This is a genomic window from Oleidesulfovibrio alaskensis DSM 16109, assembly GCF_000482745.1.
Classification (GTDB): domain Bacteria; phylum Desulfobacterota; class Desulfovibrionia; order Desulfovibrionales; family Desulfovibrionaceae; genus Oleidesulfovibrio; species Oleidesulfovibrio alaskensis.
In genome coordinates, this window is record NZ_AXWQ01000013.1 from 98,565 (window position 1) to 112,021 (window position 13,457).

General features: G+C 60.4%; 13 protein-coding genes. 7 read left to right on the top strand and 6 right to left on the bottom strand.

The features are described 5' to 3' along the window. From fliJ to truA, 3 genes are read left to right on the top strand one after another with little or no spacing between them, the layout of a single operon-like run. Complete coding sequence (gene fliJ / locus H586_RS0108780) at positions 1–444, top strand: flagellar export protein FliJ (RefSeq protein ID WP_011368528.1); 444 nt, start codon at positions 1–3, stop codon at positions 442–444. Then, complete coding sequence (locus H586_RS0108785) at positions 401–1,129, top strand: MotE family protein (protein ID WP_011368529.1); 729 nt, start codon at positions 401–403, stop codon at positions 1,127–1,129. Before fliJ ends, H586_RS0108785 begins: the two co-directional genes overlap by 44 nt. 1 nt (position 1,130) lies before the next feature. Continuing rightward, positions 1,131–1,967 (top strand): tRNA pseudouridine(38-40) synthase TruA, encoded by an 837-nt coding sequence (gene truA / locus H586_RS0108790; protein ID WP_011368530.1) that lies wholly within the window; start codon positions 1,131–1,133, stop codon positions 1,965–1,967. 63 nt (positions 1,968–2,030) lie between these two features. On the opposite strand, the gene fliM is transcribed toward truA, so the two are convergent. Together fliM and H586_RS20640 are read right to left on the bottom strand one after the other, a co-directional pair. Further along, positions 2,031–3,011, bottom strand: coding sequence for a flagellar motor switch protein FliM (fliM, locus tag H586_RS0108795; RefSeq protein WP_011368531.1), 981 nt, complete (start codon positions 3,009–3,011; stop codon positions 2,031–2,033). Positions 3,012–3,169: 158 nt separating this feature from the next. Continuing rightward, the gene (locus H586_RS20640; RefSeq protein ID WP_011368532.1) at positions 3,170–3,679 is read right to left on the bottom strand and encodes a hypothetical protein; all 510 of its coding nucleotides are present in this window, start codon (positions 3,677–3,679) and stop codon (positions 3,170–3,172) included. Positions 3,680–4,060: 381 nt separating this feature from the next. Between H586_RS20640 and H586_RS0108805 the strand changes: the two genes are divergently transcribed. The 4 genes from H586_RS0108805 to lipA are packed head-to-tail and all read left to right on the top strand — an operon-like array spanning position 4,061 to position 8,935. Next, positions 4,061–5,725, top strand: a complete 1,665-nt coding sequence (locus H586_RS0108805) for an ASKHA domain-containing protein (protein ID WP_027181852.1) — start codon at positions 4,061–4,063, stop codon at positions 5,723–5,725. A gap of 4 nt (positions 5,726–5,729) precedes the next feature. Further along, positions 5,730–7,445, top strand: a complete 1,716-nt coding sequence (locus H586_RS18730; protein WP_081701805.1) for a small ribosomal subunit Rsm22 family protein — start codon at positions 5,730–5,732, stop codon at positions 7,443–7,445. A 28-nt stretch (positions 7,446–7,473) separates the two neighbouring features. Further along, positions 7,474–8,130, top strand: coding sequence for a lipoyl(octanoyl) transferase LipB (gene lipB / locus H586_RS0108815; RefSeq protein ID WP_011368535.1), 657 nt, complete (start codon positions 7,474–7,476; stop codon positions 8,128–8,130). Then, the gene (gene lipA / locus H586_RS0108820; protein ID WP_027181854.1) at positions 8,060–8,935 is read left to right on the top strand and encodes a lipoyl synthase; all 876 of its coding nucleotides are present in this window, start codon (positions 8,060–8,062) and stop codon (positions 8,933–8,935) included. Before lipB ends, lipA begins: the two co-directional genes overlap by 71 nt. Positions 8,936–9,048: 113 nt before the next feature. On the opposite strand, the gene recJ is transcribed toward lipA, so the two are convergent. From recJ to pyrF, 4 genes are all read right to left on the bottom strand, one after another. Further along, positions 9,049–10,755: a single-stranded-DNA-specific exonuclease RecJ gene (gene recJ / locus H586_RS0108825; protein ID WP_027181855.1), complete on the bottom strand. Its 1,707-nt coding sequence runs from the start codon at positions 10,753–10,755 to the stop codon at positions 9,049–9,051. Positions 10,756–10,852: 97 nt separating this feature from the next. Then, positions 10,853–11,716 carry an HDOD domain-containing protein gene (locus H586_RS18735; protein WP_051363948.1) on the bottom strand — a complete coding sequence of 288 codons (864 nt, stop codon included), beginning with the start codon at positions 11,714–11,716 and terminating at the stop codon, positions 10,853–10,855. Between the two features lie 60 nt (positions 11,717–11,776). Then, the gene (locus tag H586_RS0108835; RefSeq protein ID WP_011368539.1) at positions 11,777–12,721 is read right to left on the bottom strand and encodes a tetratricopeptide repeat protein; all 945 of its coding nucleotides are present in this window, start codon (positions 12,719–12,721) and stop codon (positions 11,777–11,779) included. A 31-nt stretch (positions 12,722–12,752) separates the two neighbouring features. After that, positions 12,753–13,457 carry an orotidine-5'-phosphate decarboxylase gene (gene pyrF / locus H586_RS0108840; RefSeq protein WP_027181856.1) on the bottom strand — a complete coding sequence of 235 codons (705 nt, stop codon included), beginning with the start codon at positions 13,455–13,457 and terminating at the stop codon, positions 12,753–12,755.

Consider the following 13,457-nt stretch of genomic DNA (forward strand, 5'->3'; position numbering starts at 1 on the left):
ATGGCGGGGTCTTTCAAATTCAAGCTGCAGCAGGTATTGGACTACCGGACGCAGCTTGAAGAGCAGGCAAAGATGGAATTTGCCCGTGCCCAGCAGCAGTACCGCCATCAGACGGCTCTGGTGGAACAGCTCCGCCGCAAGCTTGATATCCAGCTGCAGCAGCTGTATGCATCGCCCACCATGAGTCAGGCGGAACGCTGGCTGGCGCACAACTATATTCAGGCCATCAAGCAGGACATTCAGGCCGCGGAACAACGCCTGCTGCAGACAGCCCAGCAACTGACCCGCGCGCGGCAGAACCTCATCCAGAAAGCGCAGGAGCGCAAACTGCTGGACAAGCTGAAAAGCAAACAGGCCGAGCGGCATGATCTGGAAGAAAAGCTGAAGGAACAACACACCAATGACGAAACAGCCACACTTCGCTACCAGCCTCCGTCTTTCTAAGCTGTGCAAATGGCTCTTTTTTGTTGCCTGCATAAAGCTGGCAGTCATCGGCACCCTGATGTGGGACGGCACCCTTTCCGGCTTTTCACTGCAGCCGCCGGCACCGCTTAGCGTGGCCGGTATCGCCCCGGCTGCATCGTCAAAATCAGAAGCTCTGGCCACAGGCAACGGTGCAGGCGGAACTGTCAGCTCCGGCGGCACGGCATCGGTGGCGCAACCTGTTGCAGCCGTAGCGCAGCAGCGGCCTGTCATTGCCGCATCGCAGGCACTGGCAGCGGAAAGCACGCCTCCGGCAGCGGATGCCGCAGGAACCGACATGCAGCGCGAAGCGCTGCTGCGTAAAGAAGAGGAGCTGAACCGCAAAGAAGCTGATCTGCGCAAGCTGGAAAACGAGCTGGATACAAAAATCCAGAACCTGCAGGCGCTGGAAGAACGTCTGGGTAAAATGCTTGAAGAAGCGGGCGAGACCAAAGACAAGAAACTGCGTCATCTTGTGGATGTGTATTCCAATATGAAAGCCAAGCAGGCAGCTGCCGTACTGGAAACGCTGGACGAAAAAATCGCTGTCAGAATTCTGGCAGGAATGCGTGGCAGGCAGGCAGGGGAAATTCTGTCGTTTGTCGATGCACAGAAAGCGGCCCGCCTTTCCGAAGCGCTGACCAAAATGCAGCTGCCGTTCGAGTAGTATGGCCCGGCTGAAGCTTATCATAGCCTATGCAGGCACGCGCTATGCGGGCTGGCAGATACAGTGTCTTCCGGCCGGACGGCCCCATGCCGTGCAGCAGCCCACAGTGCAGCAGGCGGTGGAAGATGCCGCAAAAGCCATACTGGGCAGCGCTGTCCGCGTGCACGGAGCGGGGCGCACCGATTCGGGCGTTCACGCCGAAGGTCAGGTCGCCCATCTGGACATTCCCGATGCCAAAGCCGCCGTTGACTGGCGGCGGGCTCTCAACGCCAAGCTGCCCGAAGACATATCGGTTCTGCAGGCCGCCGTTGTGCCGGACGGCTTTCATGCCCGCTTTGACGCCGTAAAAAAACGCTACACCTACCGTATATGGCTTACCCGCGCTTTTGTGCTGCCGCAGCGCCGTCCCTTTGTGCATATGACCGGCCCGCTGGACATCGCCGCCATGGACGCGGCAGCCGCGTTCATGACAGGCACACACGATTTCGCTTCGTTCCAGAATGCAGGAACCGAACTGGCCACCACGGTACGCACGGTCTACAGCATAACACGCACCCCCGGACTTGCTCCCGATGATTTTCCGCGCAGCCACGACACTACCCCCCGTGCCCCTCTGGAACTGGCATGGCATTTCGAGGCAGACGGGTTTCTGAAGCAGATGGTACGCAACATGATGGGCCTGCTGCTGTGGACCGGTACGGGCAGATGCGCACCGGAGGATGTACCGGCTATCATCGCCGCCCGCGACAGGCGGCTTTCAGCCCCCACAGCCCCCGCATGCGGGCTGACCATGGAGCGTGTTTTCTACCCGGACGAATGCTGCCCCCCCGAAAGCTGACAAAAAAAAGCGGCCGAAGCCGCTTGCATTCTTTCCGGAAATATCCGTAACCGGCAGCGCATATCAGGTATATCTGGGTTCTTCCTCACGGATGACCTGAAATGCTTTATTAGCCTTGACAATACCGCTTATTCCCCAGAATTTGCGCACCCCTTCCACGGTGCCTTCCAGCAGATCATCAGTATCGGTATCAAGCAGCAGCACGTCGCCCACTTTCAGCCGCAACAGCTGGTTGCCGGTTATCTTCGTCTCCCCGAAGCGTATTTTCATTTCCACCGGAGTTTCCAGCAGACGCTCCTTCAGACGGGCAACCCATGCATGGTCCACTTCCAGCCGCTCGGTCTGAAAGCTGGCATGCAGCTTCGAACGGATAGGTTCGATGGTGGCATACGGCAGACACATAACCAGCGAACCGATGGCCGATTCCAGTTCCACCTCAAAGGTGATGACCACAACAACGTCACTGGGCGGCACAATGGCAGCAAACTGCGGGTTGATTTCAGAACGGACCAGCTCAAGGTTCACCTCATGCACCGGCCGCCACGATTCTTCCATGTTATCAAGCGCAATTTTGATAACCCTGTCCACAATGGCCTGTTCTATGCGCGTGAACTCGCGGCCTTCAATTTTGGGCTGACTGCCTGCCCCGCCGAAAAAGTTTTCCACCAGAGCGAAAACAAGGCGTGAATCGACCACGATGATGGCATTGCCGCGCAGCGGTTCCATCTTGAAAATATTGATGCTGGTAGGCACGGGCAGCGAGCGCATAAAGTCACCGAACTTGGTCATATCTATGGATATGGGGTTCAGTTCCACACGCTTGCGCACGGCGTTGCTCAGCGCGTTGGTGCACAGACGGGCAAAGCGGTCGTTGACGATTTCCAGAACCGGCATACGCCCGCGGATGATTCTGTCCTGATTGGCAAGGTCAAAAGACACAATGCCGGAATCATCCTCCGGTATATCGGATTCTGTTTCTATCTCGCCGCCGGAAAGCCCCCGTAACAGGGCATCCACTTCATCCTGTGCCAGAATTTTGTTCATACAGAGAGTCAGGCTCCGTGCTGGTTACCACGCCCGCGGAACGGACGGACATCATAAAAAAGAACCGGCAGAACCAACCGGCAAATACCGCCGTTTGCTCTTTCTGACCGGAAAATGATGCATAATAAATGCCATTATTGCCCTAATCCGGGCAGACATCAAGCCCCGAAACGGCGCCGTGCCACTTCAAGGTCTTCCTTACGCAGATACCCGAGCATCACCAGCACATCTTCCAGCCCGTATTCCGAACCGGTCTGGGTCTTGTAGTCTCTGGCTTTCTGCAACTGCGCCGGAGTAATGCGCCTGCCGCGTACCAGACTTTCCAGCACGGCATTCTCGCCGCGGGCGATCTTTGCGGGTTTTTCCAGCATATCGGAATAATCCGCAGCGCCTTCCTGCCCCGTCTGCACGGCTTCCTGCGTCATAAACCCGAGATCGATGGGCGGCAGTCCCTTTTCAATGTCATTCAACTGGATACGCAGCATTTTTTCGCGCCGCCGCAAATCGCTCACCCGCTCCGCAGCCTCTTCTCTGCCCAGACTCAGCTTCTGCTGTTCGGAACGCAGTCTCCGGATCATGTCCAGATTTCTTGCCGTAATGACATGATTGCTGATCACGCCGCCGATGGTCAGCACAAAAATGATCAGTATGGTCACAAACAACGTCATCCGGATATCCTGCCGCAGTGTCCGCAAAAAAAAGTTGCATGGCGCCACAACACACACATGGTCTCTGTTATCTGATATATCAGATTTTATCTTGCCGCAACGGGCAGATACAGGCATGCAGACAGGGGACGGCCCTGCCTTGTCCTCCGGTTGTGCGAAAAACGGCGGCCTGTATGATTCATCATATATGCAAAGCTGCACCTTTTCACTGATATTCTGAATAATTGCCGCAGCACACCGCACAGCAGGCCGCGGCAAAGCGTAATATTGTGCCCCCTGTACGCCGGACGCAGCACAGGGTATGATGGCTGCAGGACAGCATGCCGGCTTTACGGCCCGCGCTGCATTCATATATCACATTCCGGCCACAGATCACAGACCATGCCCGTCATCACCATTACAGACCATCTAGGCAACAGCACCGAAGCAGAAGCGCCCGCAGGCGCCCCGCTTTCGCGCGCGGTATACACCAGCGGCGCCGTGCCCGCACCGCCGCTGTGTTCCGGCATCGGACGCTGCGGACTGTGCCGCATGCGCATCAGTCCCGCGCCGGTTCCCCACGCCGACGATTTGGCCTTTTTTTCTCCAGCCCGGCTGCAGCAGGGCTGGCGGCTGGGCTGCCGCCACAGCGTCAGCGACGGATTGCGCATAACTCTGCCGCACATACCGCCGGTACAAAGCGCCACACGGCCCGCAAAAACCACCGGACAACTGGGGCTGGCGGTTGACCTGGGCACCACAAGCCTGCACTGGGCCGCGGTAGACACAGCAGCAGACACCCTCAGCATTGTGGCGCAGGGACAGGAGACAAACCCGCAGATGGGTGCAGGCAGCGAGGTCATGTCGCGGCTGGCTGCGGCCGCTGATCCGGCAGTGCGCGGCAGGCTGGCGGCTCTGGTCAAAAGCAGGCTGGCCGCCCTGACAGATTTTCTGCACCGCGAAACAGGACAGCCGGTCACCTCGCTCTGTGTGGCCGGCAACGCTGCCATGACATACATTCTGCTCGACCTGCCGGTGGAAGGCCTGAGCCGGGCACCTTACAGGCTGGATTACCGCGGCGATGAAACCGTCCGGCTGTGCGGCACGGCGCACAATACAGACACCCCGCTGCCGCCGGTTTACATTCCGCCGGTTCCCGCACCTTTTGTCGGAGCGGACATCAGCGCCGGAATGGCCACACTGCTGTGCGATGAATCCGCACCGCCTCCGTATCCTTTTGTTCTGGCCGATCTGGGCACAAACGGCGAATTTGTACTGGCGCTGTCTCCCGCACATTCAATAGTGACCAGTGTGGCCATGGGCCCCGCTCTCGAGGGCATAGGCATGACCCACGGCAGCATGGCCTGCCCGGGCGCGGCCACGGCATTCAGCGCCACCCCGCTCGGTCTGGTGCCCGCAGTGCTGGATGCGCAGGGCATCCCTGTCGTCAGCCCTCCGGCATCGCTGCGCCCCGCCGACATAAAAGCGGGAGCCATGGCCGCAGCACAGAGCATCCGCAGCATAAGCGGCACCGGCTACCTTTCGCTCATCACTGTTCTGCTGCAGACAGGGGTCATCACTCCTGACGGGCAGTTCAACACACAGCCGTCCTCCGTGGCGGGCCGCAGACTGGCACGCGCCGTTGTGCATGACAGCCCGCAGGCCCCGACTCAGGGAGCCTGCCTGCGTCTCAATGCCTCGGTTACACTTTCGGCCCGCGACATTGAAGAGATTCTAAAGGTGAAAGCCGCTTTCTCGCTTGCTTTTGAACGCCTGCTGTGCGAAGCCTCGCTCTCGCCGGCGGATGTGCGCCGTGTCTTTCTGGCAGGTGCGCTGGGACAGCACGTTTCTCCGGCCGATCTTGAAACACTGGGCTTTCTGCCCCGCGGACTGGCACAATGCACCACGGCGGCGGGCAATACCGCCCTGCGGGGCGCCATGCACATGCTCACCCGCCATCACTGCCGTACCCGCGCCGCGCAATGGAGCGCAGGCGCCATTGTGGCCGATCTGACTTCAGACCCCGCATTCACCACCAACTTCATGCGCCATATGCGCTTTTCATAATATTATGCATCAAGGAATACTCACTCCGCCTACGCGGCAGACTCAGGATATTCTGGCCCGTTACAGACAGATACTGGCCGGAGTCATGCCGCTGCGTCAGGCACACCGGCGCGAACTGCCCTATGCCATCCGCGATCTTTCACGCGTACTGACCAGCGAGCGCACAGACATGCGCAAAGGCTACTGGACAGCCCCCAGACAGATCAGCGCCTACGTACACTATTTTCTTCCGTGGAACCTGTACCGGCTGTCATGGCTGCTGCCTTCGCTGGACCTGAAGCTGGACACCCCGGCGCGGGGGGATTCTCCTCCGGTGCTGCTCGATCTGGGCAGCGGGCCGCTGACCATGGCTCAGGCCCTGTGGATATGCCGCCCCGAACTGCGCAGCGTACCGCTGACGTTCATCTGTGCCGACATGTCTTCCAAACCCATGGAACAGGGACTGGAGCTGCTGACCGCACTGGCCCGTTCGGAAGGTGCGGAACTGGCATGGCGCGTAAAACTGGTACGCGCTCCGCTGGAGGCGGTTCTGCGTGAAAACAGAGGGAAAATCGACCTGCTGACAGGCGCCAATGTGCTCAACGAACTGCGCCCCGGAAAACGGCAGCAGCCCGGCGAACGCATGGAGTCCGTTATCAGAGGCATAGCATCGGCGCTGCGCCGCGGCGGACACATGCTGATGATGGAACCGGGCACTCGCCACGGCGGGCAGACGCTGTCGCGCGCAAGAAGCAATCTTATGGAATGCGGCTGCGCCCCGCTGGCACCCTGCCCCCACTACGGTGAATGTCCCATGAACGGCAGCGCTGACAATGCTTGGTGTCATTTCAATATGCCGTCTCATCTGGCACCGGACTGGCTGCGGCAGCTGACCGGCGAAGCACGGTTTGAAAAGCGCAACGTCAGCCTGAGCTATCTGTACGCATGCCGCGTGCCGCCCGCTTCCGGCGAGGCAGTTCAGGAATCCCGTCCCGTTGCCCCCATCCGCCCACCGGCACGCCCTGCACCTGTTTCCGAAGCGGATGCAGAAGACATTCTGGATGAATGGGATGACTGGGACGACGATACAGGCACCGTCACCGCACATTTTCCGCAGCGCGACACCGGTCTGGTCCGGGTGATTTCCGAACCGTTCTCAGTGCAGGACCATCCCGCCAGTGCACGCTACTGCTGTTCCGCATACGGCCTGACCTTGCTGCGCAACTCGGAACGTATCCGCTCGGGTGCGCTTGTGCCTGTATGCTGGCCGCTGGACATCCACGACCGTCGCTGGCGTGACGCCAAATCAGGCGCAGTCATGGTGGAAGCGCGGACATATACCGGCAGTCCGGCTGCAGAGACAGACTGCGCCCCCGCCCTGCGTGCGGCCCGGCCACAGCAACCGGCAGACCGGCGCAACGACCGGTACCGCACACACCCCGATACGCAGCCCGATACCCGTCCCCGCCGGCATTCCGATGCACAATCCGGCAGGCGTGCAAATGACAACCGCAGGGATGACGAACGCAGAAACGACGGACGCAGGGATGACGGACGCAGGGATGACGGGCGGAAAACACGCCACGACGGCAGCCGGCCTGACAGAAAAGGCCCTCAGGCAGCCGACCCCGCGAAAAAGGGTGCGGACCGGCACAAAGGGAAAAACACGGCAGGCAGCAGCCGCAAGCCGAAAAAAACAACAAAACCGGCACCGTCATCGGGCGGCAGACGAGGACGGTAATCCGGAACGCAGTGGAGACGCGCAGGCAATGCAGATTATCGATCTGGGGTGCATACCCTACGCCGAAGCCGTGGAAATACAGACCGGACGGGTGCAGGAGGTTGCCGCAGGAGCGGAAAACACCCTGTACCTGCTGGAACACCCGAAGGTCATAACCTTCGGGCGCAACGGCGGCCGCGAAAACCTGCACGTGGACGACAGCACTCTGGCTTCCATGGGTATAGAGGTGGCGCAGACCACCCGCGGCGGCAACATAACCTGCCATTTTCCCGGCCAGCTTGTCGCCTACCCCGTCTTCCGCATTGCGGGGCGCCCCGGTGGCATGCGGGCCCTGTTTTACAGTCTTGAGGAAGTGGTCATCAGGACGCTGGCCCGTTTCGGGCTGCAGGCCTTCCGCAGTGAAGGCCGCCCCGGTGTCTGGATAGAAAACCGCAAAATATGCTCCATCGGCATTGCCATGCGCCGGTGGACCTCGTACCACGGGCTGGCACTCAACGTGTGCCGCGATGTAAGCCTGTTTGACATGATAACGCTGTGCGGCCTGACAGATGCCCGCGCCACGTCACTGCAGGCCGAATGTAACGATGACAGCATCACCCTGCAGGAGGTGAAAGATGTCTGCGCAGGAGAATTCCGCGCCGTTTTTGCGCATCCCCCCGTGGCTGCGCACCAGAATTCCGTGTAACCGCACCTATACGGCCACCAGAGAGCTCATAGGCGATCTTAATCTGCATACGGTCTGCCAGTCGGCCAAGTGTCCGAACATGTTCGAGTGCTTTTCCAGCCGCACGGCCACATTTCTCATTCTGGGCGGTACCTGCACGCGCAACTGCGCCTTCTGCAATATTGAACCGGGTGACGTACTGCCCCCCGACGCCGGTGAACCGCAGCGCGTTGCGCTGGCTGCAGCGCGGCTGGAACTGAAGCATGTGGTCATAACATCCGTCACCCGCGACGACCTGCCCGACGGCGGTGCCGCCCACTTTGCAGCCACCATACAGGCCGTGCGCAGCCGGCTGCCCCGCTGCACGGTGGAAGTGCTCATACCCGACTTTCAGGGAGATGCCGCAGCCCTGCAGACAGTGCTGCAAGCCCGCCCCGACGTGCTGAACCACAACGTGGAAACCCCGCCCGCGCATTACAGCCGCATACGCCCGCAGGCAGACTATAGTCAGAGCCTTGAGCTGCTGCGCAGAGCACGCGCAGCCGGTTTTACCGTAAAAAGCGGACTGATGACCGGACTGGGGGAAACGGACGCCGAGGTGCTCGGTGTCATTGACGATCTTTGCGCCACGGGCTGCAACATAGTAACCGTGGGGCAGTATATGCGGCCTTCGCGCAGCCACCCCGCAGTACAGCGGTATGTCCATCCCGACATGTTCGAAGAGTATGCGGCTTACGGACGCGCACGGGGCATACCGCATATGTTCTGCGCTCCTCTGGTGCGCAGCAGCTACAATGCATCCATGTTCGTGCAGGAAAAAAACTGACGGCAGTCAGCCGCAGAGGCAGGCATATAACACAACAGCCGGATGTTTTCAGAACATCCGGCTGTCTGCATATCCGCTGTCGGAAAAAGGTGCGCGGCGCTCCGCCTCTTCGCTCAGGAAAGTTCCCAGTCCTTGATGCGCAGATCAACCGAGGCAAGGCCGTTGTATCTGTCGATGCGCGGAGTGTAGGCAAGACGCATTTTTCTGCCGCGCATGTCGCGTGGCAGGTTATCGGCCTGCCGCCATGCCTTTGCCCGCAGGGTCACCCCGCATGACGGGTCCAGCAGTTCCAGCTGCATATGATTTTTGCCGAACCGGCGGTTACCGCGCACTTCAAGCACAGGTGACGAAAATGTCGGTTCCGCGTTACCCATGCCGAACGGCTGCAGCAGTTCCAGCTCCTTGAGCATGGCAAAATCGGAAGCCCGCGCAAAACCAAGCTCGGCATCCACCTTGAGCGACGCCGTCAGAGGATGCGGACCGCAAGACTCGACCACAACGGCATGAAAGCGCTCACGCAGGGCATCAACTCCGGCGTGGTCAAGACTCATGCCTGCCGCCTGCCGGTGTCCGCCAAAGCCCAGCAGCAGGTCAGCGCAGCGGGTCAGTCCCTCGTGCAGATGAAATTCCGCCGTGCTGCGGCCCGAGCCTTTCACCACGCCGCCCTCATCGCACAGGATAAGCGTGGGGCGGTAAAACTCTTCCACAATGCGTGAAGCCACAATGCCTATGACACCCGCATGCCAGTGGGGCGCGTACAATACCAGTCCCATCCGGTCCTGCTGTGCTGCGGCCTGCTCTCTGGCTTCCTCCAGAATGCGCTCTTCCTCTTCTTTGCGTTCCTGATTCATGGCATCCAGACGGGCGGCAAGCGGAGCAGCCGCCGCATAGTCCGGTGCCAGCAGCAGCGAAAGAGCCGTATCAGCTTCTCCCAGCCTGCCTGCCGCATTGATGCGCGGTGCCAGTCCGAAAGCAACCTGACCGGCACCCAGAGAGGCGGAAACACTGTATCCGCTCACTTCCTTCAGCGCGGCTATGCCGGGGCGTCCCGCTTCAGTCATTACCAGCAGGCCGTTTTTCACCAGAATCCTGTTCTGACCGGAAAGATCGACCACATCGGCAATGGTGCCCAGCGCCACCAGATCAAGCAGGGGGCGGATATCCGCTTTTACACCGGTGCGCTGTGCCAGCCTGCTGTTGAGTGCAGCCATGAGAAAAAACGCCACGCCAACTCCTGCCAGCGCAGGACAGGGGCAGTCCGCCAGACGCGGGTTGCAGATGGCGTGTGCCTGCGGCAGACTTTCACCCGGCAGATGGTGGTCGGAAACAACCACGGTCATTCCCAGTTCGCGGGCACGGGCAACGGATTCATGGTCGGATATGCCGCAGTCCACAGTCAGCAGCAGACGCACCCCCTCCTGCGCCAGCCGCTCCACCCATGCCACGTTCATGCCGTAGCCTTCTTCAAAGCGGTTGGGAATATGATGGCGCGCCGCGATGCCGTGCGCGGCCAGAAAACTTTTAACCAGCGCGACGGATGTCACGCCGTCCACGTCGTAGTCGCCCCATACGGCAAACGGCAGTCCCTGCGCCAGCCCGTCATCCAGCACTGCGGCCGCCTGTGCAAGTCCCGGCCAGCAGTCCGGCGGGGCGAGGTGGCGCAGCCCCGGGCTCAGATACACATCCATGTCTTCAGGCGTGTGCAGGCCCCGTGTCCACAGCAGTTGCACCAGCAGTTCGGAAACACCCAGACGCTCAGCCCACAGGGCCGTTTCACCGGGCAGAGGTTCTGTCCCGCGCGGTATCCAGTTTTTAGCCACAACAGCCTCATCTCTTTATAAAAAACAAAAAAACAACGGCAGGCCGCCGCATGGGGGTATCCCACATTGCGGGCCACCGCATGAATGTTCCAGAATGTCAGCCAAGCAGCGCGGCCAGCTGCCCGATGCGCTCACCCGCAAACTGGGCTTCCAGCGCCATCTGCAACCGGCCGGCATCGGCAGTGTACTCTTTGAGCAGCTGCAGCGCCGCAGCCGGAGGCGGCGTACCACGCTCAAAGGCAAGAAGCAGGGCATCGGCCAGTTGCACGGCACCTGCCCCGCGCGCATGCGCGGCATCGGCAAAATGCGGGCCGTGATGCCAGCTGATGGGTTCCGTCAGTGCCGCGGGCAGCTGCCAGTAAGCCAGCACACGGGCACCGGCCAGCGCATGGTCAAGGCCCCACCAGCGCTCTTCGGCCTTGCAGTCCGGCAGCGATTCCTGCCGTGCCAGCCCGCGTATGCCGAGCCAGTCATCCGGAGCCAGCGCCGCTATGAACAGTTTGCCGATATCATGCAGCAGCCCGGCAGTGTACAGCATTTCGGGATCAAGATCTTCGGTGCCAGCCGCTATTATACGGCAGAATGCCGCCACGCGCAGCTGATGCAGCCAGTAGCCGGCGGTACAGAACCGGTCCGGCAGAGGATGCATGCGCGCCACGGAGGAAAATCCCAAAGCCAGTACCAGATTGCGCACCTCGCGCATACCCAGCACGGTCACGGCGCGCCCCACGGTGGTTACCTCGGCCTGCAGACCGTAATAGGCGGAATTGGCCAGAGAAAGAATACGCACGGCCAGCGAAGGGTCGCGGCTGACCAGTTCGCCAACCTCGGAAAGCGAAAGCCGGGAGTCATCACCGGTTCCCGCAAACAGATCGCGCATAAGCCCGTGATCCACGGGAAGCGCCGCCTGAGCTTCCAGTGCCCGCTGCAGAAACGCATGTGCCCTGTCCTGTCTGTTCACGGGTGCTCCTGTGTTTCGCGTACATCCGCCCGCTCTGCCCGGCATGCGGGGCGGCCCCCCCTACAATTCTATGGGCGTGGCCGCTCCGTTTTCTTCGGGCTTTGCCGTATCCTGTTCCGCAGCCGGCTTCCCGTCCCGTGCTTCCGGCGCCTGCTGTTCTGCGCCGCCGTTCTGTCCCTGTTCCTGTGCAGCCTTGATGCGGCGCAGCATGTCCAGCGCGGCACCTTTCATCTCCTGCGGAACAAGATCCTTGGCTTTCATCCATGCCAGAAACTTGCCTGCCGCTTCCAGCGAGGGGTTGGCATCCAGACATTTGAGCAGGTGCTCCATGGTGCGTGTATAGTCTTTCATCTCCAGACAGGCCCGCGCCATGTTGTACTGCAGGTTTTCATCGCTGCCGGAAAGCTCCAGCGCACGTTCGTAGTACTCGATGGCCTGCTCGAACATCTTGTTTTTGCGCAGACTGATACCGAATTCGTTGAACAGGTGCTTGTGCTCCGGCTCAAATGCCGCCTCCAGCTTGACCAGCCGCTCAAAGATATTGTCCGCCTTGGCCGATTCTCCCCGTTCAAGATAGGTAAGTCCCAGCCCGAAGTTGGCACGCACGTTTTCTTCGTCCACCTTCAGGGCATTGCCGTATTCAAACTCCGCGCTGAAATGCTCGCCCCGTGAACGGTGCCTGTCGGCACGGGCCACGGTTTTGTTCAGTTCCTGCATTTTGGGAAACACAGTCTGCACATAGAATTCCGGTTCGGGCTGAAAGGTGCTCAGCACATCGTCCAAAGCCACCTTGCGCTTGGGACCGGAAGGAATGTAGTTGCTGTTCAGGGGCTGCACCTCCACCACACCGTCGTCCAGTTCCTCCACCATCCAGAATGCTTTCTGAATGGTTTTACGGGTCGTGGTTCCCGTGCCCACCTTACGGACTTCCTGCGTGGAAAAAACGCCTTTGATACGTTTTTTTTCCTGCCTGCCGCCGGCAGCTGCGCCTTGTTCCTGCTGCATATTCACACTCCTTCTGACAATGACAGGCGGTCTACGCCTGCCGGACAGATTCCATGATGCTGTACGCGGCCCCGGCCGGGTCAGCGGCTCCGGTAACGGGTCTGCCCACAACCAGATAGTCGGAACCGGCCCGCGCAGCCTGCTGCGGGGTCATGGTTCTGCGCTGGTCGTCATCCGCCGCGGCGGGCCGGATGCCCGGAGTAAGACAGATGTAGTCTGTACCGCAGCTTTTTTTGATGCTTTCAACTTCATACCCCGAACACACGACACCGTTCAAGCCCCACTCTCTGCCGGAGCGCGCCAGCACATCCACCACGCTGTCCAGCGGCAGGTCAAGACCGGCAGGCAGATCCTGCTGGGCCATACTGGTAAGCACTGTCACGCCCAGCAGCACCGGCGGCGCAGCAAGCCCCTTGCGTTCACAGCCTTCCTGCAGCCCCTGCACGGCGGCCTGCGCCATACGGGCGCCCCCCAGCAGATGAATGTTGACCATGTCCGCACCGGCGCAGACCGATGAACGCACCGCACCGCGGACGGTATTGGGAATGTCGAAAAACTTCAGATCGAGAAAAACAGAAAAACCCATGTCTTTGAGACGGCGCAGGATGTCCGGCCCGGCGGCCGTGTACAGTTCAAGCCCCACCTTGACCCAGGGGCAGCTTCCTTGCAGCCGTGCAGCCATGGCAACAGCCTGTTCGCTTTCAGGATAATCAAGAGCAACCACAAGTTCCGGCAT